We start from the raw sequence: 22255 nt of genomic DNA on the forward strand, positions 1-22255 counted from the left end.
GAACTCCTGGGTGCAATTTGCAATCAAACTCGATAGCTAATCTATTCGGAGTCACCGTCATGCGCCTCAAATATGCTGTAGCCGCTATCGCCTTGCTGTCTCTTCCTGTTGGGTCTGCAATGGCCGACAGCTTCTGGCGTAATGTGCTGTCTTCCGGTGCAACGACCGGGTCTACCTACCTGACCTTCAAAAAAGACCGCAAGGTTATCGCCGCTCAAGATGACGCCGGCAGCTTCGTTGCCAGCAACGGTTCGATTCGTGGACCGTACCTGGAATCGGCCATGCAACAAGTGCGCGCTGATAACCCGAACATGAACGTTAGCGACATGGACCTGGCCAACGCAATTCTGGTTAAAAACGCTACTGCCGAGTAAAAGCCTCCCCTTGTAGCTGCTGCCGCAGGCCGCGATGGGTTGCGAAGCTGCCCTGAAATCCTGAAGGGCCTTCGGACCTCATCGCAGTCTGCGGCAGCGGCTACAGGTGAAGCACTTGTCTTATTGATTCAGCTGCCATACAGAATTTTCACCGGATGTGAATGATCCTCCGGGTATGATCTTGAGCGCTATGCTATTGCTTTTGGTCCTCCAAACTCATTCACATCGGACGTCATGCCTCTATGAGCTCGCTGCCTTTCCTGCCGTTTTCCAAACCCACCATTGATGAAGCCACCATTGCTGCTGTGGGCGACGTTTTACGCTCGGGCTGGATAACCAGCGGACCCAAGGTCCAGGCTTTCGAAGCACAGCTGTCCGAGTACTTTGGCGGGCGCCCCGTGCGCACCTTCAACTCCGGCACCTGCACGATGGAAATCGCGTTGCGCATCGCTGGCATTGGTGCGGGCGATGAAGTCATCACCACGCCTATTTCTTGGGTGGCCACCGCTAACGTGATTATCGAAGTCGGCGCGACGCCGGTCTTTGCCGATATCGATCCGGTGACACGCAATATCGATCTGGCCAAACTCGAAGCAGCCATCACCCCGCGCACCAAGGCAATCATCCCTGTGTACCTGTCGGGCTTGCCAGTGGACATGGAGGCGCTCTACGCGCTGGCCAAAAAACACAACCTGCGCGTCGTTGAAGACGCCGCTCAAGCGCTGGGTTCCAGCTGGCAGAGTGAGCGTATTGGCGCACGGGGCGATTTTGTATCGTTCAGTTTTCAGGCCAACAAGAACATCACCTCATCCGAGGGTGGGTGCCTGGTGTTGAACAATGAAGAAGAAGCACGGCTGGCCGAAAAATACCGCCTGCAGGGTGTAACTCGCACCGGCTTCGATGGGCTGGATGTCGACGTGCTGGGTGGCAAGTTCAATATGACCGACATCGCTGCTGCGATTGGTCTGGGTCAGTTTGCCCATATCGAAACCATCACTGCCCATCGTCGGGAATTGGCCAAGCATTACTTCGAATGCTTCGGGCCTGAGTTTGAAGCGCAATACGGCGCACAACTGCCGGTTGCAGATTTCAACAACACCAACTGGCATCTGTTCCAGCTTGTGCTGCCTGAGCGCAAGGACGGTCAGCCCGCACGTGCAACCTTCATGAAAGACATGCAAGCCCTGGGTGTCGGCGTGGGCTATCACTACCCGCCCATTCACTTGCTGAGCTTGTACCGTGCTCTGGGCTTTAAAGAAGGGATGTTCCCGATTGCAGAACGTGTCGGGCGCCTGATCGTGTCGTTACCGATGTTTACGGCAATGACCAAGGCCGATGTAGAGCGTTCGGTGGCAGCGGTTAAAGCAGTTCTGCGAAACGCCTAACCTCCCTGTGGGAGCGAGCAGGCTCGCTCCCACAGTTGAGATTCTTTGTAGCCAGGTTACTCGCCGATCGCAGCCTTGTAACCGGCAGCATCCAGCAGTTTTTCCAGCTCCGCGGTGTTGCTTGGCTTGAGCTTGAAAATCCAGCTGGTGTACGGGTCGCTGTTCAGCGATTCAGGGCTGTCCGCCAGTGCTTCGTTGACGGCAATCACTTCCCCGGAAACAGGCGAGTAAATGTCGGATGCGGCTTTTACCGACTCCACAACGCCTGCTGTATCGCCTGCGGCAAACACTTTGCCGACTTCGGCCAGCTCAACAAACACCACATCACCCAAGGCTTCCTGAGCATGATCGCTGATGCCTACGGTAACCGTGCCATCCGCTTCCAGGCGTGCCCACTCGTGACTTTCAGCAAAGCGTAACTCAGCAGGGATCAGGCTCATATTCAGTGTCCTCAAGAATAAATGTCAGCGGTGCACACACGGTGCTTACTCGCCAGTAAACGTTAGATCAGAGCTTTGCCCTGACGAACAAAAGTCGGTTTTACTACGCGAACCGGGTACCACTTGCCACGAATTTCAACCTCGGCACGATCAGCCGTTGCCATCGGTACTCGCGCCAGCGCGATCGATTTGCTTAGCGTAGGAGAGAAGCTACCACTGGTGATCTCCCCTTCGCCAACATTGGCGATGCGAACCACCTGGTGAGCACGTAAAACGCCCCGCTCCTCAAGCACCAATCCCACCAGCTTGAGCTGCACGCCACCGGCCTTTTCAGCTTCGAGCGCTTCGCGGCCCACGAACTTGCGCGAGGCAGGCTCCCAGGCGATGGTCCAGGCCATGTTGGCGCAAAGAGGTGAAACAGACAGGTGGATATCCTGCCCGTAGAGGTTCATGCCGGCTTCAAGTCGCAAGGTATCGCGAGCGCCCAGGCCAATCGGTGAAATACCGGCACCCACCAGATCGTTGAAAAAGGCCGGGGCCTGATCGGCCGGGAGCACGATTTCAAGGCCATCTTCACCGGTGTACCCAGTGCGAGCGATAAACCAGTCGCCGCTGCTCTGCCCCTCGAAAGGTTTGAGCTGCTGGATCAACTGGCCGCGTGCCTGACTCACGAGTTCAGCCACTTTGTGCCGTGCATGTGGTCCCTGTATGGCCAACAGGGCCAGTTCCGGGCGCTCCAACAACTGCACGTCATAGCCCTGACACTGAGCTTCCATCCAGGCCAGATCCTGATCCCGGGTGGCGGCATTGACGATAAGCCGATAACCCGTCGGCATCAGGTAGACAATCATGTCGTCGACCACGCCGCCCTGCTCATTGAGCATGGCGCTGTACAAAGCACGGCCAGGTGTATTCAGACGCTCGACATCATTGGCCAGCAAATACTGGAGCCACTCCTTGGCCTGAGGCCCGGCGATGTCGATCACGGTCATATGCGAGACATCAAAAACCCCACAGTCGCGGCGCACCTCATGGTGCTCTTCAACTTGTGAGCCGTAATGCAAAGGCATATCCCAACCGCCAAAATCGACCATCTTCGCGCCCAGGGCGAGATGCAGGTCATACAGAGGCGTACGCTGTCCCATGGGTTTCTCCTTCCGGGCTTGGCGAGGGTGCGGACAGGCTGCGGGGCATTTCAAGCCTAAAATATGGCTTTCTTACATCACGCAGAAACCTGGCCTGACAGACAGACCGCACCGAATGCCGCGCATTGTAGCCGCATGAAGAAGGACTGGCACCTAACCGATTCGATGTGCCGAGCGTCGAATCAGTCCGATGACCGGTAACAATCCAACCAGTACCAGAGTCAGGGCCGGCAACGAAGCCCGCGCCCATTCGCCTTCACTGGTCATCTCGAAGATCCGCACAGCCAGTGTGTCCCAGCCGAACGGGCGCATCAGCAAGGTGGCCGGCATTTCCTTGAGCACATCGACAAACACCAGCAGAGCAGCACTCAAGGTGCCCGGCAGCAATAACGGCAGATACACTTTGAAAAACAGTCGTGGCCCACTGACACCCAAACTGCGAGATGCCTCCGGCAAGGAGGGCCGAATGCGCGCCAGGCTGTTTTCCAGCGGGCCATAAGCCACAGCTATAAACCGCACCAGATACGCCAGCAGCAAGGCCGACAGGCTGCCCAGCAAAAGAGGCTTGCCCGCACCGCCCAACCAGCCTGACACCGGAATCACCCATTCGCGGTCCAGATAGCTGAACGCCAACATGATCGACACCGCCAGCACCGAGCCCGGCAGGGCATAACCCAGGTTCGCAAGGCTGACCCCGGCGCGAATGACCGGAGTAGGTGCCTGACGCCGGGCAAACGCCAACACCAAGGCCACGCTGACGGTGATCAGTGCCGCCATGCCACCCAGATAGAGGGTGTGCAGGATCAAGCCGGTGTATCGCTCATCCAGGTCGAAACGACCACGCTGCCAAAACCACACCACCAGTTGCAGCATCGGAATGACGAAAGCACAGGCAAACACCAGCAAGCACCAACCACTGGCCAGCCACGCTTTGGGACCGTTCAGGTGATACAGGGCACTGACCCGTGGGCGTTCGTTACTGGCGCGGCTGGCGCCCCGGGCGCGTCGTTCGCCATAGAGCACCACCATGACCACCAGCAGTAGCAAACTGGCCAGTTGCGCTGCCGTAGACAGGCTGAAAAAGCCGTACCAGGTTTTGTAGATAGCGGTGGTGAAGGTATCGAAGTTGAACACCGACACGGCACCAAAATCAGCCAGGGTTTCCATCAGTGCCAGCGCCACACCCGCACCAATCGCCGGGCGTGCCATGGGTAACGCCACGCGCCAGAATGCCTGCCACGGGCTTTGACCCAGCACCCTGGCAGCTTCCATCAGACCTTTGCCCTGTGCCAGAAACGCCGTGCGGGCCAGCAGGTAAACGTAGGGATAGAACACCAGGATCAGGACGATGATCACCCCGCCGGTGGAACGCACCCGTGGCAACCTCAGGCCCATGCCAAACCACTCACGCAGCAGGGTTTGCACGGGGCCTGCGAAATCCAGCAAGCCGACAAAGACGAACGCCAACACGTACGCAGGAATCGCAAACGGCAACATTAGCGCCCAGTCCAGCCAACGCCTGCCAGGGAACTCACACAGGCTGGTCAACCAGGCCAGGCTCACACCGAGCAGCGTGACGCCAATGCCCACTCCGACGATCAGGGTCAGGGTGTTGCCCAGCAGGCGCGGCATCTGCGTGTCCCACAAGTGGCTCCAGATCTGGGTGTCAATGCTTTGCCAGGACAGCAGCAGAACGCTCAGCGGCAACAGCACCAGAGCGGCAATGACAAAAACCAGCGGATACCAGCGACGTTGAGCAGGATGGGCCACGAAAAACTCTCGGAAGGTGGTCGGGACGAGGTAAAAAACAAATGTGGGAGCGGGCTTGCTCGCGATGCAAACACCGCAGTTTCCAATGAAACCCCGGCGATGCTATCGCGAGCAAGCCCGCTCCCACAGGTATTGCTTCAGATTTTGATCAGTTCCAGCCCGCGCGGTCCATCATGCGGATGGCTTCGGCCTGACGCTTGCCTGCCACTTCTACGGGTAGTGCATCGGCTTTGAACTTGCCCCAGCTGGCCACTTCGGCCGAGGGTGCAACGCTTGGGTTGGCCGGGAACTCCTGGTTAACACCGGCAAAAATCGCCTGGGCTTCAGGGGTAGTCATCCACTCAACCAATGCCTTGGCGGCCTCTGGGTGAGGGGCGTACTTGGTCAGGCCTATACCCGACAGGTTGACGTGAACACCACGATCCGCCTGGTTGGGCCAGAACAGCTTCACCGCCAGATCCGGTTTTTGCTTGTGCAAGCGACCGTAGTAGTAAGTGTTGACGATGCCCACGTCACACTGCCCTGCGTTGATCGCTTCGAGCACCGCGATGTCATCCGAGAAGACGTCGGTGGACAGGTTGTTGACCCAGCCCTTGAGGATTTCTTCGGTTTTTTCCGGGCCGTTCACTTCGATCATGGTGGCGGTCAGGGACTGGTTGTAAACCTTTTTGGCAGTACGCAGGCACAGGCGACCTTCCCAATTCTTGTCAGCCAAAGCCTCGTAGGTCGACAGCTCTTCAGGTTTAACCCGGTCAGTCGAATAGGCGATGGTTCGTGCGCGCAGGCTCAGGCCCGTCCACTCATGGGAGGAGGAGCGGTATTGCGGCGGGATATTTTTGTCGATCACATCGGAAGTGAACGGCTGCAGGATGCCCATTTGCTCGGCTTGCCACAGGTTACCGGCGTCCACAGTCAGCAACAGGTCGGCAGTGGCATTTTGGCCCTCAGCCTTGATGCGCTGCATCAGCGGCGCTTCCTTGTCGGTGATGAACTTGACCTTGACCCCGGTCTTGGCGGTGTAGGCATCAAATACTGGCTTGATCAGCTCGTCGATACGCGAGGAGTAAACCACCACCTCTTCGGCAGCAGAAACACTGCTCGCGAAAACGGTCAGGGCCAGGGCAGTCAGTAGACGCTTGCGTGCCAACATGAGGGGCGGTCTCTCTTAATGCGAATCGGGCGTAAATGGTAGTGAATCACATTTAACACCTCAACCTAACTCGCCCCGGAGGAGTTACTAGATGTTACGGCTTGGCCAGCGGCGGCAGGTCGCCACTCAGCCCCAGGGCCTGACGCACAAACAACGCTTTGGCCTCGGGCATTTTGTTTACCCATTTCAAACCGGTGTTGCGCAGCAATCGTGCGGTCAGCGAGTCAGCCTGGAACAAGCGCTCGAAACCCTCCATGGCGGCCATCAAAGCCAGGTTGTGGGGCATGCGCCGACGTTCAAAACGGCTCAGCACGCGCACATCCGCCAAACGCTCGCCACGGTCAATCGCGTGCAGCAACACATGCGCCAGCACGGCAGCATCCAGAAAACCCAGGTTTACGCCCTGCCCGGCCAGCGGGTGGATGGTGTGTGCTGCATCACCGATCAACGCAAGGCCTTCAGCCACATAGCGTTTGGCGTGACGCTGACGCAGTGGCACACACACCCGGGGATCAGCGCTCAACACGCTGCCCAGACGGCCTTCAAAAGCCAGTTCAAGCTCGCGGCAGAAGGCAGCATCGTCCAACGCCATCAGGTACTCGGCCTGCTCAGGCGTAGTCGACCAGACAATCGAGCACCAGTCCTGCTGGCCATCGCGCTCCAGCGGCAGGAATGCCAGCGGACCATGGTCGGTAAAACGCTGCCAGGCGGTCCGCTGATGCGACTCTGAGCAGCGGACGCTGGTGACGATGGCATGATGCTGATAATCCCACTCGCGGGTCTCACAGCCCGTCAGGCGGCGTACAGCCGAGTTGGCGCCATCGGCCGCAATCACCAGCGGCGCACGCAGGGTGCGGCCATCGGCCAGGGTCAGCAGCCACTCGTCGCCCGAGCGGCGCATCTGTTCCAAGCGCGCATTGGCCAGCATTTCGATGCCCGACGCCTGCAAACATTCAAGCAGGGCGTCCTGCACCACGCGGTTTTCAACAATGTGACCCAGCACGTCGGCATGAACACTGGCCGCCGAGAAGTGGATCTGCCCCGTGCCGCTGCCATCCCATACCTGCATGTGCGAATACGGGCTGGCGCGACGCCGGGTGATGCCATCCCACGCGCCAAGGCGCTGCAAAATACGCTGGCTGGCAGCTGACAGGGCACTGACCCGAGGCTCGAACGGAGCCTCGGCGGTAAAGGGTTTGACACTCAGCGGGCTGCCATCGAGCAGCAGGATATTCAGCCCGCTGTCCCTGAGCGCCAGCGCCAGTGCGCTTCCGACCATTCCGGCCCCAACAATCAGCAGATCTGCGCGCATATCCATGCTTTAAGCCTGTCTCGCTAGCGGCGTACGCCGCACCTGAAAAAATGGATCGACATGGGGCATGCTCGCCCCGCCGACATCAACTGTCTGCGCGGGTACCCAGGCCCATGGCCTGGCGGGCGAACCAGCGCTTGGCCGGTGGCACCAGATCAAGGCCGAGCAAACCCAGGTTTCGACCAAACGAAACCAGTGGCTGCTCACTGCCAAATACCCGCGTCACCTTGTCAGAGAACCCGATGGTCAGTTGCTGGTCGAGTTTTTGAGCCTGTTGATAACTCAGCAGCGTCGCCAAATCACCGGGTTTTTTATCGCTGGCCAGCAAGGCATCGGCCAAGGCCTGAGCATCACGCAGGGACAGGTTGAAACCCTGACCGGCAATCGGATGCAGGCTGTGGGCCGCGTTGCCCAATACCGCCAGATGGGGGCGTACCTGCTCTTGCGCTTCGATCAACGTCAGCGGGTACAGATGCCGCGCCCCCACTTGCTTGAGTGTGCCCAGACGATAGCCAAATACGCCCTGCAATTCGCTGAGAAAACTGCGCTCATCCAGTGCCGCCAGGCGCTGGGCGTCCATCCCCAGACGGGTCCACACCAGCGCGCAGCGGTTGTCAGGCAGCGGCAGCAAAGCCATTGGGCCTTCGTCGGTGAAACGTTCGAACGCCATCCCGCCGTGGGGCTGACTTGGGGTGATATTGGCGATCAGCGCGCTTTGGTTATAAGCCTGCTGGCGCACATGAATGCCCAACTGTTCACGCAAGCCCGAACGCCCACCATCGGCCAGGACTGCAAGGTCGCACTCCAGCGTGGTCTCGTCGTTGAGAGTCAGGCGATAGCCATCTTCCAGCGGTTGCATGTGGATAACTTCAGCCGGGCAACGCCAGCTGATCACGTCCGGGTCCAGACTTTTCCACAGGCACTGACCCAGCCAGGCGTTTTCAACCACATAACCCAACGCCGGAACACCTTCTTCGCAGGCCGACAAGCGCGCCGTTGAGAAGCGCCCGCGATCGGACACATGAATGTCCTTGATCGGCTCGCCGCGTTCTGCAATCGACTGCCACAGGCCCAAACGCTCATAAATAATCCGGGCACCGTAGCTGAGCGCCGAAGATCGAGCGTCATAGCTGGGCTGATAGCTGTTGCCGGGGGCGAACGGCTCGATCAACACAATCTTCCAGCCCCGGGCCTTGGCCCCGGCCTGCAAGGCCAGCGCCAGGCTCGCACCCACCAGGCCGCCACCAATAATGGCCAGATTGACGCGACTCATGCCGCGCCCGCCATAAGGGCTTCGATATCGGCGACGGTTTTGGGTACTTCGCCGGTCAGGATTTCACAGCCGTGTTTGGTGACCACTACGTCGTCCTCGATCCGCACGCCAATGCCACGCCATTTTTTCGCGACATTAAGGTTGTTGGGGCTGATATAGATGCCCGGCTCGACAGTCAGGGTCATGCCGACTTCCAGCACGCGCCACTCGCCGCCGACTTTGTACTCACCCACGTCATGCACATCAAGCCCCAGCCAGTGACCCGCCCGATGCATGTAAAACGGCTTGTAAGCCTCAGTCGCGATCAGCTCCTGAAGATCGCCCTGCAACAAACCCAGTTCCACCAACCCGGCGGTTATGACCTGGACCGTGGCTTCGTGTGCCTGATTCCAGTGCTTGTCGGGGGCAATGTGAGCAAATGCCGCTTCTTGCGCCGCCAGTACCAATTCATAGATCGCTTTTTGTTCTGGCGAAAAACGACCATTCACCGGGAAGGTGCGACTGATATCGCTGGCGTAACAGTCGATTTCACAGCCGGCATCAATCAACACCAGATCGCCGGCTTTGAGCAGGGCGTCGTTCTCCTGGTAATGCAGGATGCAAGTGTTATCACCTGATGCGACGATCGAGCCATAAGCTGGCATTTTTGCCCCGCTTTTGCGAAATTCGTAATCCAGTTCGGCCTCCAGGCTGTACTCATGCAAACCGGCACGGCTGGCCTGCATGGCCCGCACATGGGCCCGAGCCGAAATTTGCGCCGCGTGGCGCATGACCTTGAGTTCTGCCGCCGATTTATACAGGCGCATGTCATGCAGCAGATGATCCAGGGCAACGAATTCGTTGGGCGGCTGGGCACCGAGATTCGCCTTGGAGCGAATCGCGTTGATCCACTCCATCAGATTGCGGTCGAATTCAGGATTGGCGCCCATCGCCGAGTAGACCCGGTCGCGACCTTCAATCAGCCCCGGCAGGATGTCGTCGATATCGGTAATGGGGAACGCATCGTCGGCACCGAAGTCGCGAATAGCGCCTTCTTGCCCGGCCCGCAAACCGTCCCACAACTCGCGCTCGACATTACGCTCGCGGCAAAACAGTACGTACTCGCCGTGCACACGACCCGGGATCAACACGATCACGGCTGAAGGCTCGGGAAAGCCGCTCAGGTACTGAAAATTGCTGTCTTGACGGTAAACATGTTCGACATCGCGATTGCGAATGGCCACTGCGGCAGCGGGCAGAATCGCAATACTGTTGGGCTCCATCTGCGCCATGAGTGCCTTGCGGCGACGTGCGTATTCCGATTTCGGGATATGGATCATGGGCAGACGGGTTCCCTCTTGACGATCAATCAGTGCAGCGAAGGTTTGGCTGGCGCAGGTTCAGCGGTTTTTTTGGTTTCGGTGAACAGCAGCAACGGTGCGACACGCAGGTATTCCATCACTTCCATGTAGTCGCTTTCGCCATCTTCGGACTCTTCAAGTGCATCTTGCACCTGGGCGATGGCGGCGAGGTCGCGCAGCACTTCGTTGGCTTCATCGCTCAACGAGTAGGCACGGCGGGTCAGGCCGAAACCCGACAGGAAACCCTGGCACCACTGGCCCAACGCAGCCGCGCGGTCAGGCAGAGGCGCATCATCGGTCGGTAACAACAGCACAACGGTCATGTCATCGCTGGTCAATTCGCCCTTGACCATCTCTTGCAATCCGATCAAGGCATTGCGTACGTTGTCTTGTGGCTCACTTGCCAACAGCTCGCTGGCTTCAACCAACCAGCTTTCGGCATCAAAACCGGCCCCGGCACAGCTGCGACCCAACAAGTGGCCGTGCAGTTCAGCAGGGGAAACGGAGTGGCCGCTGGCGGTCAGCAGGGTTACAAAGGCTTGATACGGAGAATTCTGAATAGGCATGGTCAGCTAGGCGCCAAGCGGCGCTATGTCTAGAATGGAGGGCTTGTATCCTAGCATCGGCAGACGTGCCAGACCATCGAGGCGTCAGTCCCCATCCATCAGAAAATTCACAGTAGGACACAATGGAAGACACCGACCTGCATGCACTGATGGCTAGACTCGAGTTGCTGATTAGCCGAGTCGAGCAACTAAACCGCCAAAACGCACTCTTAATTGCTCAGGAAAAGACTTGGCGCGAGGAACGCGCGCACCTCATTGAAAAAAACGAAATCGCCCGACACAAGGTGGAATCGATGATTTCGCGCCTCAAAGCCCTGGAGCAAGACTCATGAGTTCAAGCAGTAGCGTCACCGTGCATATCCTCGATAAAGAATATTCGATCATGTGCCCCCAGGAAGAGCGGAGCAATCTGGTGAGCGCTGCCCGTTATCTGGATGGAAAAATGCGCGAAATCCGCAGCAGCGGCAAAGTCATTGGTGCCGACCGTATCGCCGTGATGGCTGCTCTGAATATCACCCACGATCTGCTGCACAAGCAGGAAGTCGCCGAAGTTCAAACCAGCAGCTCCACCCGTGAGCAGGTGCGCGACTTGCTGGAACGCGTTGATCTGGTGCTGGCCACTGATCCGAACGAACGTCAAAGCTGATTCAAAACGTTACTTTGGGGTATACTCGCGCCACTCCCTGGAGTATTCGCCAGTTAGCGATGTCCCTGAGCCGATTCGCACTACCCTGGAGCTTGCACGTTGGGCCGGTGTGCATGTCCGCTAGACGGAAAGCCTTAAGGTCTACTGCAACTTCCACCTTGAACTTTCGGGTTCAAGGGCCAAGCCGACAGCGGTACGTCGGGGAGCCTGATTTCCTAGCGCAATGCCAGCCACCTGCTGGCATTGGCTTCCACGAGCCACCCTGCGGTGAACTCGTCCTTGAACAGCACGCCCTATGAACGAACCTGCGACGCCTACCCGCCCGCAACTTCGCCGAATGCTGCGCAAAGCCCGCCGCGACCTGTCGCCGTGCGAGCAACGCCAGGCCGCCCGCGGCCTGTACCGGCAACTGGCACAGCACCCGCTGTTTCGCCGCGCCAAACACATATCCCTTTATCTGCCCACCGACGGTGAAATCGATCCGCGTCTGCTGCTGCGCGAAGCGCAGCGCAGGGGCAAGATCACCTACCTGCCGGTCCTCAGCGCCTGGCCCAAGACCAAGATGGTCTTTCAGCGGATTGCTCCCGGCGAGAAGCTGATCCCCAACCGGTTTCGCATTCTAGAACCACGCATCAATCGCGCACGTCAACGCAAGGTCTGGGCGCTGGACCTGGTGTTGTTGCCATTGGTGGGGTTTGATCCCGCGGGGGGACGATTGGGTATGGGCGGCGGTTTTTATGACCGCAGCCTGGCGTATCAGGCACGACGCCAAAGCTGGCGCAAACCGACGCTTTTGGGGTTGGCCCACGAGTGTCAGAAAGTCGAAAATCTGGCCCAGGCCAGTTGGGATGTACCTTTGCAGGGCACCGTCTCTGACAGGCAGTGGTACGTCGCCCGCTGACAACCAGGGCATCACCGTTCAAGTGATGCCTTCGATCAGGTTTTAGCGTTTGAAGGGTTGTACTTGCTGTTGTGTCAGTTCAATTGGCTCGTCAATCGAATTTGACCAGAGACTTTGTGCATAACCCGTTGTAACCACACCCAAACCGAACAAAATAACCAGCATCCACAGTAAATCCGGTTTGCGTTTCATCGATTGCCCCCCTTCAGGCAAATCAACACGATGACAGCAACGGTTTTTGTTATAGGCCGTGCAGCAGCGTCAAGCTTCAAAGCCGGGCATTCTGCGGCAACACGAACACACACGCAAACTCTGGCGTCAACCGACTGTCGGTTTATCAAAATGCTGCCAGACAAAATAACCACAGCATGTTTCTGGAGTAGAAAATGGCCTACTGGTTGATGAAATCCGAGCCTGACGAGTTCTCGATCAAAGACTTGCACACGCTCGGCGAAGCGCGCTGGGACGGCGTGCGCAACTACCAGGCGCGCAACTTTATGCGAGCCATGGCAGTAGGGGACCTGTTCTTCTTCTATCACTCCAGTTGCCCGCAGCCTGGGATTGCCGGGATTGGTCGCATCAGTGAAGCCGCCTACCCGGACCCGACCGCCCTCGACCCTGAAAGCCATTATTTCGACCCCAAGGCCAGCGCCGAAAAAAACCCGTGGAGCGCACTGCAGGTCGCCCACGAGCAGACTTTCCCCAAAGTGATCAAGCTCGACTACCTCAAGCAACAAACGGCCCTGGCCGAAATGCCACTGGTACAAAAAGGCAGCCGCCTTTCAGTGATGCCCGTTACGGATGATCAATGGGCTGCGGTGATGGGGTTGTTGTAAACACCTGTGACCTGTGGGAGCGGGCTTGCTCGCGATGGCATCACCGCGGTTGTACTGGCAGACCGCGCCGCCTGCATCGCGAGCAAGCCCGCTCCCACCACTCACCTCGCCTCGTGGCAGGCAACATCCTGTATTCCCGTCTACGCTCTGGTCTTCCTTTGACTGGCATCAAGTCGTAATCGCCTTGAGAACGTCAAACTAGAGCGCTCTGTGACACAGGATGTCGGCATGTCTAGCAATTCCCGCATTTCCCATTATTTCGTTATTCCCCTGGCTGTCCTGCTGATCGCAGCAGGCGGGTTCGGGTATTGGAAATCCCAGCACGACAGCCTCCCTGAAGGCATCAGCATGGGCAACGGTCGACTCGAAGCCACAGAAGTACAAATCGCAGCCAAAACCCCGGGCCGCCTGGCCGAAGTGCTGGTCGACGAAGGTGACCGTGTGACCCAGGGCCAACTGTTGGCTCGCATGGATACCCGCACCCTGGAAGCCAGTCGCGCGCAAGCCGAAGCCGAAGTACTGCGGGCCCGCCAAACCCTGGCCGCCAATGAAGCCAACGTGCAGTTGCGCAAAAGCGAAAAACTGCTGGCCAGCCAGGAGCTCACGCGCTTTCGCCAACTGTCCCAGCGCGGTTTTGCCAGCGGCCAGCAACTCGACCAGCAACAGGCCAGGTTCGATACCAGCAACGCAGCAGTCGTGGCAGCACAGGCCCAGGTGGCAGCCGCCAAGGCTGCCATCGGCTCATCCGAAGCCCAGGTTGCGCAACTCACCAGCGAAATCGATGACAGCAGCCTGCGCGCGCCCATCAACGGCGTGATCCAATTGCGCCTGGCCGAACCCGGCGAAGTGCTGGGCGCAGGCGGGCGAGTCTTTATGATGATCGACCCCAGCGACCAGTACATGAACCTGTACATGCCGGCTTCAGTGGTCGGCAAGCTGACCGTTGGCGCTGACGCCCGCATCGTGCTCGACGCCCTGCCCGACCAGGCGCTGCCGGCCAAAATTGCTTTTGTCGCAGCCAAATCGCAATTCACGCCCAAAGAAGTCGAAACCCGCGACGAACGACAAAAACTGGTATTTCGCGTCAAGCTGCGCCTCACCGACCCAAGCGCCGTGCCACAGGCCAAGCCGGGCATGCCGGGGGCGGGTTATGTACGAACCGCAGACGTAGCCTGGCCGGCCAATCTGCAATGAGCGACCTGGCGATCAACGCCAGTGGCATCAACCACTGGTATGGCAAACAGCAGGCGCTGTTCGACATAGCCTTCAGCCTGCCAAAAGGCACGCGCTGTGGACTGATAGGCCCGGACGGTGCGGGTAAATCGAGCCTGCTGGGGTTGATTGCCGGGGTCAAAAAACTCCAGCAAGGCAACCTTGAAGTGCTTGGCGGCCCGATTGACGACCGCCGCCATCGCAACACCCTGTACCCACTGATCGCATTTATGCCCCAGGGACTGGGGGGCAACCTTTATCCCGAATTGTCGATCAGCGAGAACATCCGTTTTTTTGGCACCTTGTTCGGTCTGTCAAAAGAGGACTGCGAACAACGCATGGCCGAGCTGCTCAAGGCCACCGATCTGGAGCGTTTTGCCGAACGCCCGGCTGGCAAGCTGTCGGGCGGAATGAAGCAAAAACTCGGCCTGTGTTGCGCGTTGATCCACGAACCGGATTTACTGATCCTCGACGAACCCACCACCGGGGTTGACCCACTTTCCCGTCGACGCTTCTGGGAACTGGTGGATGACGTGCGCAGTCAGCGCCCGCAACTGACGCTTCTAGTGGCTACGGCCTACATGGAAGAGGCCGAGCAGTTTGAGCACTGCCTGATGCTCGATCGCGGCAAATTGATTGCCGCCGGTTTAAGCCAGGAATTGGCGACTGTCACCGCTACCGGCAAGCTCGACGAGGCCTTCACCCACTATCAGGGCGACAGCGGTCACAATAACGAGCCTTTGGTGATCCCGCCTCGAGTCAGCGACAACAGCGACATCGCCATTGAGGCCCATGACCTGACCCTGAAATTCGGCGACTTTACGGCCGTGAACAACGTCAGTTTTGCCATCGGCCGAGGAGAAATCTTCGGCTTTTTGGGCTCCAACGGCTGCGGTAAAACCACCACCATGAAGGTCCTGACCGGGCTGATGCCGGCCACCGAAGGCAGCGCCAAACTGCTCGGCAACCCGGTGAATGCCAAAGACCTGGCCACCCGCAAACGCGTGGGTTTTATGTCGCAAAGCTTCTCGCTGTACGGCGAGTTAAGCGTGCGGCAAAACCTTGTGTTGCACGCCCAGCTGTTCGACCTGCCCAAGACCGAAAGCCAGGCCCGTATCGAAGAGCTGATTGAGCGCTTCGACCTCGGCGATGTGGCGTCACAACAGTCCGGCGAATTACCGCTGGGCCTGCGCCAACGCTTGTCACTGGCGGTAGCCGTGCTGCACCGCCCCGAAGTTCTGATCCTTGATGAGCCAACCTCGGGGGTCGACCCGGCCGCCCGTGATGACTTCTGGCGGCTGCTGATCGAGCTGTCACGCGAGCAGGGGGTGACCATCTTTTTGTCCACCCACTTCATGAACGAAGCCCAGCGCTGCGACCGCATCTCATTGATGCACGCGGGTAAAGTTTTGGCCTGCGACACGCCCGATGCACTGCAACAGCAATTCAAGGGCGACACGCTGGAAGCGGCATTTGTCACCTGTCTGGAACAGGCACAAAACGACCAGGGCGCCAGCCCTGCGACTGAGGCCGAGCCAGTCGCCACACCCGTGGCCAATGCTGCGCCGCCCGTCAGCAAAAAGGGGTTTAGCCTGACCCGGCTGATCGCCGTGGCCAGCCGCGAGTCCAAAGAATTACTGCGCGACAAAGTGCGCATGGCGTTTGCCTTGCTGGGCGCCGTGTTCATGATGGTGATATTCGGCTACGGTATTTCTCTCGACGTCGAGAACCTCGCCTTCGCCGTCTACGACCAGGACCAAACCCCCCAAAGTCGTGCCTACCTGGAAGCCTTCCGCAGCTCGCGCTATTTCGAAGAGCACGCCCCAATCCGCAGCTCAGATGAATTGCACAAACGCTTGCAGCGCTCCGAAATCAAAATTGCCCTGGAAATACCGCCCGGATTTGGACGTGACCTGTATGCCGGTCGCCAGCCCACGGTCGCCGCCTGGCTGGACGGCGGCATGCCCTTCCGGGCCGAAACCAGCCGCAATTACGTTGAAGCGGTACATACCGCCAACCTTGAGCAGCTCTCCACCCTCAGCAGCCAGACACAAAACAAACAAGCGGCGGCCAAGCTCGAAACCCGTTTTCGCTACAACCAGGACGTGATCAGTGTGAATGCCATCGGCCCCGGCGTGATGGCGCTTATCCTCGCGTTTATCCCGGCCATGTTGACCGCGCTGGGCATCGTGCGCGAAAAGGAACTGGGGTCGATTACCAACTTCTATGCCACGCCCCTGACCCGTCTCGAATTCCTGCTCGGCAAGCAGGCTCCCTATCTGGCCGTGAGCCTGGTCAATCTGGCCTTGTTGGTGGCGATGAACCGCTGGCTGTTCGGCGTTCCATTCAAGGGTAGCGGGGTAACGCTGGCGCTTGGCGGACTACTGTATGTGCTGGCCACCACCAGCATGGGCTTGCTGATTTCCGCCTTCACGCGCACGCAGATCGCGGCGATTCTGGGCACCATGATCATCACCAGCTTACCGACCATTCAGTTCTCCGGGCTGATCGTGCCGCGCTCCTCGCTTGAGGGTTCGGCGGCACTGATGGGCATGCTGTTCCCGGCCGGGCACTTTCTCGACATTGCCGTAGGCACCTTCACCAAAGCCTTGGATCTGCGCCAGTTGTGGCCGCAATGCCTGGCGCTGCTGGGGTTCTTTGTGGTCTTTACCGGGCTGAGCCTGATCATGCTCAAGAAGCAGGAGGTTTGATGCACAAGCTCTCGCACATCCTGCGCCTTGGCCTTAAAGAGCTGACCAGCCTGCGCCACGACAGCGTGTTGCTGCTGTTTTTGTTCTACGCCTTCACTGTGGCGATTTATATGCCCGCTGCCGGATCGATTATCGGTGTTCACAACGCCAGCGTTGCCATCGTCGATGAAGACCACAGCGCCCTGTCACGCAAGCTTGCGCAATCACTGCTGCCCCCGGAGTTTCAAGCCCCGCAGGCCCTGCCCTACGATCAACTGGACCAGTCGATGGACAGCGGCAAGTACACATTTGTGATCAACGTGCCGGTCAACTTTCAAGCCGACTTGCTGGCCGGACGTGAGCCCAGCGTGCAGGTCAACGTTGATGCCACGGCCATGAGCCAGGCCTTTATGGGCGCGGGTTATATCGGACGAATCTTCCAGCGCGAGCTGCTCAACTACACCGGCCAGGCCGACGCGGCAGCAAAAACACCGGTGCTGATCAGTAATCGGGCACTGTTTAATCCGAACCTGGAAGGCGGATGGTTTTTGGCCGTCATCCAGATCGTCAATAACATCACCATTCTGGCTATTGTGCTGACAGGCACCGCCCTGCTGCGAGAGCGGGAACACGGCACACTGGATCACTTGCTGGTGCTGCCATTGACGGCGCTTGAAATCATGCTGGCGAAAATCTGGAGCAACATGCTGGTCGTGGTGCTGTGCACCTGGATATCACTGGAAGTGGTGGTGAAGTGGGCGCTGGGTGTGCCGTTGGCGGGGTCGCTGACCCTGTTTTTACTGGTCACTGCGCTCTACCTGTTTGCCAGCACCGCACTGGGGATCTTCCTTGCGACCCTGGCCCGTTCAACGCCGCAATTCGGTTTGCTGGCAATCCCGGTAATTATCCCGATGCTTCTGCTCTCGGGCGGCAGTACGCCGCTGGACAGCATGCCCCAATGGTTGCAATGGGTGATGCAATGCTCGCCGTCGACCCACTTCGTGAGCCTCAGCGCGGCGATACTGTTCCGTGATGCCGGGGTGAATGTGGTGTGGCCGGACTTGTTGGCGCTGGCCGCCATCGGGCTGGTGTTCTTCGCCATTGCGCTGGCGCGGTTTCGCAAGAGTTTGGCGTCGTAGCGTAGAGCCCTCTCCCATAGGGAGAGGGGCTTTGAGCCTTTACTGAACAATCAAATTGTTAAACAGCAAATCGTCCACCATCGGCTTGCCGGTCTCATCGCTCATCACCTGCCGGATCTGCTTCAAGGCTTCCTGACGCAGCTTCTCCTTGGCCTCGACGCTGCCCAGGGTTTCGCTGGTCTGTTGGGTAAACAGCCCCACCAACTGATTGCGAATCAACGGGTCATTAGCTTTAACCGCCTTTGCCGCCTCGGGGCCCGTCACGCGCAAGGAAATATCGGCCTTGTATACCTTGAGCTTCGAGCTGCCATCCAGGCCGTAGTTACCCACAAACGGCGGGCTCAGGCTTATGTAGCTGACCTTGTCGCCGCCTTCTTGCGCCTCTTCTCCAACCGCCGCCATCGGCAAGGACAGGGCCAGCATCAACATGATCCACGCTTTCACAATTCGCTCCTTAATACGGTTGGGTGCAAGCATACGGGGCTGCTTGCGGGCCTATCTACCCTTATCGGCCAATCCCTGAAAAGCCGTAGGCCTGCGCGAATCAGTTGTGTCCGGGCGCCCCGTCAGCAGCAGCGCCTTGACGGGCTCAGGCAACATGTCCACAAATTTTCGACTGCGTTTTCGCTGGCAGTTTTTAACCACCTTTTGCGCGCCTTGCGAAAGCGCGTATAAACCGGCTGCCAACTGATCAATGGAATACTGCCCGGCTTCAAAACCCTCAATCAATAGACTGCGGGTCTGCCTGAACACAGTCACTTCAGCCAGAGGCTGGTCGATCCCGCGGCGAATATAGCTATTAACTTCCCGATTCAACGTGAGACAGGTTGCGCGGTTCAGAGGATTCGAGAACGCCTCGGCCCGTACTTCCACTGCCATAAACATGACGAATAACCACACCCGATACTTCATCACCATCCCCCTTCGTTGCGCCAAACCGCATCCACAGGAATTCAAAGGGGGAAATATTATTGATGTGTTGCCTGATTTCTCAGCTCACTGGCTCCGATCCTCTCGTGGGATCGCTCCGATTACACCTACCGCCTCTACCCACCTGAACATCACAAGCGGACTATTTCTAAGCGCTAGTGAATAGATTTCTGGGAGATCAGAGATCTCAACGGGTCTGGCATCGACTTTGTAGCCACACGACATGTTCAAAAGCGAAAACCGTACGTAGGATTTTCCCTTACGCTCCAGGGAGAAGGCCTGTCATTTTCAGTAACGAAAATGTAACGTTCGACACCGCTGATATAACAAGAAATTTGGAGCTCTTGAATGTTTGCTTTTTTCCGACCTGCCGCACACCAGGCTCCCCTGCCTGAAGAAAAAATAGACAGCACCTACCGACGACTGCGCTGGCAGATTTTTGCCGGTATCTTTTTTGGTTATGCCGGTTACTACCTGTTGCGTAAAAACTTCTCCCTGGCCATGCCTTACCTGATTGACGAGGGTTATACCCGGGGTCAGTTGGGCGTGGCGATGTCGGCGATAGCCATTGCTTACGGCCTGTCCAAGTTCCTCATGGGACTGGTTTCCGACCGCTCTAACCCGCGCTTCTTTCTGCCTTTCGGCTTGATGATTTCAGCTGGAGTCATGTTCATTTTCGGTTTCGCACCTTGGGCAACGTCCAGCGTGACCATGATGTTCATTTTGCTGTTTATCAACGGTTGGGCGCAGGGAATGGGCTGGCCGCCCAGTGGCCGGACCATGGTTCACTGGTGGTCGCAGAAAGAGCGCGGTGGAGTGGTATCGGTGTGGAACGTTGCCCACAACGTAGGCGGTGGTCTGATCGGCCCGCTGTTTTTGTTGGGCATGGCCTGGTTCAACGACTGGCACGCAGCCTTCTACGTACCCGCCACAGTTGCCCTGTTAGTGGCACTGTTTGCGTTTATTGCCATGCGCGATACACCGCAGTCCGTCGGCTTGCCGCCGATTGAGGAGTACAAGAATGACTACCCGGCGGGTTACAACGCCAGCCACGAAGACGAATTCAGCGCCAAAGAGATCTTCGTCAAATACGTGCTGCGTAACAAAATGCTCTGGTATATCGCCATGGCCAACGTGTTCGTTTACCTGCTGCGCTACGGCGTGCTGGACTGGGCACCGACCTACCTGAAGGAAGCCAAGCACTTCACGGTGGACACCACATCGTGGGCGTACTTCTTCTACGAGTGGGCAGGAATTCCCGGCACGCTGTTGTGTGGCTGGATGTCGGACAAGATTTTCCGCGGTAATCGCGGCCTGACCGGCATTGTGTTCATGTCGCTGGTGACTGTCGCCACACTGGTTTACTGGCTCAACCCGCCGGGCAACCCGACCATCGACATGATCGCGCTGTTTTCTATCGGCTTCCTGATTTACGGGCCGGTGATGCTGATCGGTTTGCAGGCGCTGGAGCTGGCACCGAAGAAAGCGGCCGGGACTGCCGCAGGCTTTACCGGACTGTTCGGTTACCTGGGCGGCTCGGTCGCGGCCAGTGCGGCCATGGGCTATCTGGTTGACCACTTCGGCTGGGATGGCGGCTTTGTACTGCTGATCAGCGCATGCCTGTTGGCCATCGCGTTCATGATCCCGACACTGCGCCACAAAAATGTGGCCAGTGAAGAACGTGCGGTTAACGCTCCCGCCTAAGGCGTGATCGACACACAGCGCTTGAGCCGCGCCTCCAGATTTCGATCTGGCATGGCGTGGCTGCGCAGGGCGCTTACGGTCTGCTCGACATAATCGCGAGTCGTGCCGTAGCGTCCGCTGGCGTTGGCCAGTACTTGGCTCAACACGCCATCTGGCAAGTTGCCCGCATAGCTGGGTAAATGTCGCTCCAGTACAAACCCCAAAGCCTGCACCTGACTGCCGTCTTCGAGTCGGCACGTTAGCCAGTGCGGCCGATACGAGGGCACTGGCATTTCACGCAACCACAGGGCGTAAAGCGAAGCGTCGAGGTTGTCTTCCGGCAATCGATAAGCGAAACCACTGCACGAGCCCCCACGGTCCAGGCCAAAGACCAGGCCCGGCCACTGCGGGGTGCCACGATGCTCGTGAGACCACAAATACAACCCGCGATGGTAACCATGCACCCGGCCACGCACGCGTTCGACCGCCGTACACTCAGGGCGCCAGATCAGCGAACCATACGCAAATAGCCAGACCGGCCCGCCCTGATGACGCGCCATGGTGCTGTGCATGGAGTTGAGCAATTGTTCTGGAGTCAGCGGCGCCCCGAGATCGAGTCGCGGCGGATAAGTCAGATTCAAGCAAGAAGATTCACTGATAGTGATTGCTGGGGGCATTGGGTCCTACAGGCATTACATGCAGTAAACAAAAATAACGATACTAATCTTATAGCACCCAATCCCATATGACCCACTCAGCAAGACATATGGCTGGGCGACTTCCTGATTGCCACTCGACTAAAATCCGTTTTGTTCAGGGGATGTTCAAGTTATCCCTTTATAGTTGCCGGCCGCAGGCGCACACCCAACGAGGTCGTTATATGAGAAAACTTGGGATTTGCTTCCTGTTGATATTGGCCTATGCCAGTTCAGCGCTGGCAGAAGATGAAACAGAGCAAAAAAAAGACGGCTTTTGGTATCTGCAAACCAGTGTCTACACCCGGCACTTTTCGCCAGACTCTGAGCACAACAACAATCAGGATCTGATCGGCATTGAGCGCCATGACGCGTCGGGCTGGTTAGTCGGCGGGGCAACCTTTCGCAACTCATTTCGCCAGCGTTCGTATTACGCCTACGCAGGCAAGCGCTTTGATAGCGACACTTACCCGGTCTATCTGAAACTGACGGGAGGCCTGCTGGAGGGGTATCACGGCGAATATCAGGACAAGATCCCGCTCAACCGCTTCGGCGTAGCCCCGGTGATCATTCCTTCGGTGGGTGTTTACTACGGCCCGGTCGCTGCCGAGTTGGTGTTGCTCGGCTTCAATGCCGCAATGATCACCACCGGTTTACGCTTTTGAGGCAAAACCTGTGAGAGCGGCGGTGCGACAATTCAACTTGCCGCGATGCAGACGGCGCGGTCTACCTGCTTGACCGCTGTGCTGCCATCGCAATCAAGCCCGC

Annotated in this window: 23 protein-coding genes and 1 other RNA gene; 12 read left to right on the forward strand and 12 right to left on the reverse strand. The window is 58.2% G+C overall.

The window, feature by feature from the left end; translation table 11 throughout:
• The first annotated feature begins 59 nt into the window (after nucleotides 1-59).
• Nucleotides 60-374 (forward strand): DUF2388 domain-containing protein, encoded by a 315-nt coding sequence (locus RGV06_RS13695; protein WP_019824509.1) that lies wholly within the window; start codon nucleotides 60-62, stop codon nucleotides 372-374.
• A 242-nt stretch (nucleotides 375-616) separates the two neighbouring features.
• Nucleotides 617-1759 (forward strand): DegT/DnrJ/EryC1/StrS family aminotransferase, encoded by a 1143-nt coding sequence (locus RGV06_RS13700; protein ID WP_198822392.1) that lies wholly within the window; start codon nucleotides 617-619, stop codon nucleotides 1757-1759.
• Between the two features lie 56 nt (nucleotides 1760-1815).
• On the opposite strand, the gene gcvH is transcribed toward RGV06_RS13700, so the two are convergent.
• From gcvH to RGV06_RS13740, 8 genes are all read right to left on the reverse strand, one after another.
• Nucleotides 1816-2199: a glycine cleavage system protein GcvH gene (gcvH, locus tag RGV06_RS13705; RefSeq protein WP_019824507.1), complete on the reverse strand. Its 384-nt coding sequence runs from the start codon at nucleotides 2197-2199 to the stop codon at nucleotides 1816-1818.
• Nucleotides 2200-2261: 62 nt separating this feature from the next.
• Nucleotides 2262-3344 carry a glycine cleavage system aminomethyltransferase GcvT gene (gcvT, locus tag RGV06_RS13710; protein ID WP_019824506.1) on the reverse strand — a complete coding sequence of 361 codons (1083 nt, stop codon included), beginning with the start codon at nucleotides 3342-3344 and terminating at the stop codon, nucleotides 2262-2264.
• Nucleotides 3345-3497: 153 nt separating this feature from the next.
• Nucleotides 3498-5114, reverse strand: coding sequence for an ABC transporter permease (locus tag RGV06_RS13715; protein WP_048352260.1), 1617 nt, complete (start codon nucleotides 5112-5114; stop codon nucleotides 3498-3500).
• Between the two features lie 148 nt (nucleotides 5115-5262).
• Nucleotides 5263-6264 carry an extracellular solute-binding protein gene (locus tag RGV06_RS13720; protein WP_019824503.1) on the reverse strand — a complete coding sequence of 334 codons (1002 nt, stop codon included), beginning with the start codon at nucleotides 6262-6264 and terminating at the stop codon, nucleotides 5263-5265.
• Nucleotides 6265-6358: 94 nt separating this feature from the next.
• Nucleotides 6359-7576 carry a 2-octaprenyl-3-methyl-6-methoxy-1,4-benzoquinol hydroxylase gene (locus RGV06_RS13725; protein WP_165585718.1) on the reverse strand — a complete coding sequence of 406 codons (1218 nt, stop codon included), beginning with the start codon at nucleotides 7574-7576 and terminating at the stop codon, nucleotides 6359-6361.
• 85 nt (nucleotides 7577-7661) lie between these two features.
• Entirely contained in the window at nucleotides 7662-8849 is a 1188-nt protein-coding gene (gene ubiH, locus RGV06_RS13730; protein WP_019824499.1) for a 2-octaprenyl-6-methoxyphenyl hydroxylase, read from the reverse strand.
• Nucleotides 8846-10168, reverse strand: a complete 1323-nt coding sequence (pepP, locus tag RGV06_RS13735; RefSeq protein ID WP_046810423.1) for a Xaa-Pro aminopeptidase — start codon at nucleotides 10166-10168, stop codon at nucleotides 8846-8848. The genes ubiH and pepP overlap by 4 nt, the downstream gene beginning before the upstream one ends.
• A 29-nt stretch (nucleotides 10169-10197) precedes the next feature.
• The gene (locus RGV06_RS13740) at nucleotides 10198-10755 is read right to left on the reverse strand and encodes a YecA family protein (RefSeq protein ID WP_019824492.1); all 558 of its coding nucleotides are present in this window, start codon (nucleotides 10753-10755) and stop codon (nucleotides 10198-10200) included.
• 122 nt (nucleotides 10756-10877) lie between these two features.
• Here RGV06_RS13740 and RGV06_RS13745 point away from each other — a divergent pair, with 122 nt between their 5' ends.
• From RGV06_RS13745 to RGV06_RS13760, 4 genes are all read left to right on the forward strand, one after another.
• Nucleotides 10878-11087 (forward strand): TIGR02449 family protein, encoded by a 210-nt coding sequence (locus RGV06_RS13745; RefSeq protein ID WP_019824490.1) that lies wholly within the window; start codon nucleotides 10878-10880, stop codon nucleotides 11085-11087.
• Nucleotides 11084-11401 (forward strand): cell division protein ZapA, encoded by a 318-nt coding sequence (locus RGV06_RS13750; protein WP_019824488.1) that lies wholly within the window; start codon nucleotides 11084-11086, stop codon nucleotides 11399-11401. Before RGV06_RS13745 ends, RGV06_RS13750 begins: the two co-directional genes overlap by 4 nt.
• A gap of 31 nt (nucleotides 11402-11432) precedes the next feature.
• Nucleotides 11433-11610: non-coding RNA, 6S RNA (ssrS, locus tag RGV06_RS13755), on the forward strand.
• An 86-nt stretch (nucleotides 11611-11696) separates the two neighbouring features.
• The gene (locus tag RGV06_RS13760; RefSeq protein ID WP_019824486.1) at nucleotides 11697-12302 is read left to right on the forward strand and encodes a 5-formyltetrahydrofolate cyclo-ligase; all 606 of its coding nucleotides are present in this window, start codon (nucleotides 11697-11699) and stop codon (nucleotides 12300-12302) included.
• Between the two features lie 42 nt (nucleotides 12303-12344).
• Here the strand turns inward: RGV06_RS13760 and RGV06_RS13765 are convergent, their stop codons facing one another.
• On the reverse strand, nucleotides 12345-12494 hold the full coding sequence (locus tag RGV06_RS13765) for a hypothetical protein (RefSeq protein WP_019824485.1): 150 nt from the start codon (nucleotides 12492-12494) through the stop codon (nucleotides 12345-12347).
• A gap of 194 nt (nucleotides 12495-12688) precedes the next feature.
• Here RGV06_RS13765 and RGV06_RS13770 point away from each other — a divergent pair, with 194 nt between their 5' ends.
• The 4 genes from RGV06_RS13770 (at nucleotide 12689) to RGV06_RS13785 (ending at nucleotide 18179) form a co-directional block, all read left to right on the forward strand.
• The gene (locus RGV06_RS13770; protein WP_322150209.1) at nucleotides 12689-13138 is read left to right on the forward strand and encodes an EVE domain-containing protein; all 450 of its coding nucleotides are present in this window, start codon (nucleotides 12689-12691) and stop codon (nucleotides 13136-13138) included.
• 228 nt (nucleotides 13139-13366) lie between these two features.
• Nucleotides 13367-14332: an HlyD family secretion protein gene (locus tag RGV06_RS13775; protein ID WP_019824481.1), complete on the forward strand. Its 966-nt coding sequence runs from the start codon at nucleotides 13367-13369 to the stop codon at nucleotides 14330-14332.
• Nucleotides 14329-17061 (forward strand): ribosome-associated ATPase/putative transporter RbbA, encoded by a 2733-nt coding sequence (gene rbbA, locus RGV06_RS13780; RefSeq protein WP_046810421.1) that lies wholly within the window; start codon nucleotides 14329-14331, stop codon nucleotides 17059-17061. Before RGV06_RS13775 ends, rbbA begins: the two co-directional genes overlap by 4 nt.
• Complete coding sequence (locus tag RGV06_RS13785; protein ID WP_019824479.1) at nucleotides 17061-18179, forward strand: ABC transporter permease; 1119 nt, start codon at nucleotides 17061-17063, stop codon at nucleotides 18177-18179. Before rbbA ends, RGV06_RS13785 begins: the two co-directional genes overlap by 1 nt.
• Nucleotides 18180-18218: 39 nt before the next feature.
• On the opposite strand, the gene RGV06_RS13790 is transcribed toward RGV06_RS13785, so the two are convergent.
• Nucleotides 18219-18623, reverse strand: a complete 405-nt coding sequence (locus tag RGV06_RS13790; RefSeq protein ID WP_037032074.1) for a flagellar basal body-associated protein FliL — start codon at nucleotides 18621-18623, stop codon at nucleotides 18219-18221.
• A 51-nt stretch (nucleotides 18624-18674) separates the two neighbouring features.
• Nucleotides 18675-19091 (reverse strand): hypothetical protein, encoded by a 417-nt coding sequence (locus RGV06_RS13795; protein ID WP_046810433.1) that lies wholly within the window; start codon nucleotides 19089-19091, stop codon nucleotides 18675-18677.
• 366 nt (nucleotides 19092-19457) lie between these two features.
• On the opposite strand from RGV06_RS13795, the gene glpT reads away from it, so the two are divergent.
• Entirely contained in the window at nucleotides 19458-20813 is a 1356-nt protein-coding gene (glpT, locus tag RGV06_RS13800) for a glycerol-3-phosphate transporter (RefSeq protein ID WP_019824474.1), read from the forward strand.
• Here glpT and RGV06_RS13805 read toward each other — a convergent pair.
• Nucleotides 20810-21469: a gamma-glutamylcyclotransferase gene (locus tag RGV06_RS13805; RefSeq protein WP_233099428.1), complete on the reverse strand. Its 660-nt coding sequence runs from the start codon at nucleotides 21467-21469 to the stop codon at nucleotides 20810-20812. The genes glpT and RGV06_RS13805 overlap by 4 nt on opposite strands.
• 203 nt (nucleotides 21470-21672) lie before the next feature.
• Here RGV06_RS13805 and RGV06_RS13810 point away from each other — a divergent pair, with 203 nt between their 5' ends.
• A complete protein-coding gene (locus tag RGV06_RS13810) occupies nucleotides 21673-22152 on the forward strand; it encodes a hypothetical protein (RefSeq protein WP_019824471.1) in 480 nt (159 codons plus the stop codon).
• Nucleotides 22153-22255 lie beyond the last annotated feature (103 nt).

The sequence above is a fragment of the Pseudomonas sp. CCI3.1 genome (genome assembly GCF_034313985.1).
Classification (GTDB): domain Bacteria; phylum Pseudomonadota; class Gammaproteobacteria; order Pseudomonadales; family Pseudomonadaceae; genus Aquipseudomonas; species Aquipseudomonas psychrophila.

Excerpts from the sequence above, each read along its gene's own strand:
- RGV06_RS13750 (WP_019824488.1), top strand. The coding sequence starts at position 11,084 with ATGAGTTCAAGCAGTAGCGTCACCGTGCATATCCTCGATAAAGAATAT.
- RGV06_RS13795 (WP_046810433.1), bottom strand. The coding sequence starts at position 19,091 with ATGAAGTATCGGGTGTGGTTATTCGTCATGTTTATGGCAGTGGAAGTA.
- gcvT (WP_019824506.1), bottom strand. The coding sequence starts at position 3,344 with ATGGGACAGCGTACGCCTCTGTATGACCTGCATCTCGCCCTGGGCGCG.
- RGV06_RS13810 (WP_019824471.1), top strand. The coding sequence starts at position 21,673 with ATGAGAAAACTTGGGATTTGCTTCCTGTTGATATTGGCCTATGCCAGT.
- RGV06_RS13740 (WP_019824492.1), bottom strand. The coding sequence starts at position 10,755 with ATGCCTATTCAGAATTCTCCGTATCAAGCCTTTGTAACCCTGCTGACC.
- RGV06_RS13745 (WP_019824490.1), top strand. The coding sequence starts at position 10,878 with ATGGAAGACACCGACCTGCATGCACTGATGGCTAGACTCGAGTTGCTG.
- glpT (WP_019824474.1), top strand. The coding sequence starts at position 19,458 with ATGTTTGCTTTTTTCCGACCTGCCGCACACCAGGCTCCCCTGCCTGAA.
- RGV06_RS13765 (WP_019824485.1), bottom strand. The coding sequence starts at position 12,494 with ATGAAACGCAAACCGGATTTACTGTGGATGCTGGTTATTTTGTTCGGT.
- RGV06_RS13725 (WP_165585718.1), bottom strand. The coding sequence starts at position 7,576 with ATGCGCGCAGATCTGCTGATTGTTGGGGCCGGAATGGTCGGAAGCGCA.
- pepP (WP_046810423.1), bottom strand. The coding sequence starts at position 10,168 with ATGATCCATATCCCGAAATCGGAATACGCACGTCGCCGCAAGGCACTC.
- gcvH (WP_019824507.1), bottom strand. The coding sequence starts at position 2,199 with ATGAGCCTGATCCCTGCTGAGTTACGCTTTGCTGAAAGTCACGAGTGG.
- RGV06_RS13770 (WP_322150209.1), top strand. The coding sequence starts at position 12,689 with ATGGCCTACTGGTTGATGAAATCCGAGCCTGACGAGTTCTCGATCAAA.
- ubiH (WP_019824499.1), bottom strand. The coding sequence starts at position 8,849 with ATGAGTCGCGTCAATCTGGCCATTATTGGTGGCGGCCTGGTGGGTGCG.
- RGV06_RS13760 (WP_019824486.1), top strand. The coding sequence starts at position 11,697 with ATGAACGAACCTGCGACGCCTACCCGCCCGCAACTTCGCCGAATGCTG.
- RGV06_RS13695 (WP_019824509.1), top strand. The coding sequence starts at position 60 with ATGCGCCTCAAATATGCTGTAGCCGCTATCGCCTTGCTGTCTCTTCCT.
- RGV06_RS13700 (WP_198822392.1), top strand. The coding sequence starts at position 617 with ATGAGCTCGCTGCCTTTCCTGCCGTTTTCCAAACCCACCATTGATGAA.
- RGV06_RS13785 (WP_019824479.1), top strand. The coding sequence starts at position 17,061 with ATGCACAAGCTCTCGCACATCCTGCGCCTTGGCCTTAAAGAGCTGACC.
- RGV06_RS13805 (WP_233099428.1), bottom strand. The coding sequence starts at position 21,469 with ATGCCCCCAGCAATCACTATCAGTGAATCTTCTTGCTTGAATCTGACT.
- rbbA (WP_046810421.1), top strand. The coding sequence starts at position 14,329 with ATGAGCGACCTGGCGATCAACGCCAGTGGCATCAACCACTGGTATGGC.
- RGV06_RS13775 (WP_019824481.1), top strand. The coding sequence starts at position 13,367 with ATGTCTAGCAATTCCCGCATTTCCCATTATTTCGTTATTCCCCTGGCT.
- RGV06_RS13720 (WP_019824503.1), bottom strand. The coding sequence starts at position 6,264 with ATGTTGGCACGCAAGCGTCTACTGACTGCCCTGGCCCTGACCGTTTTC.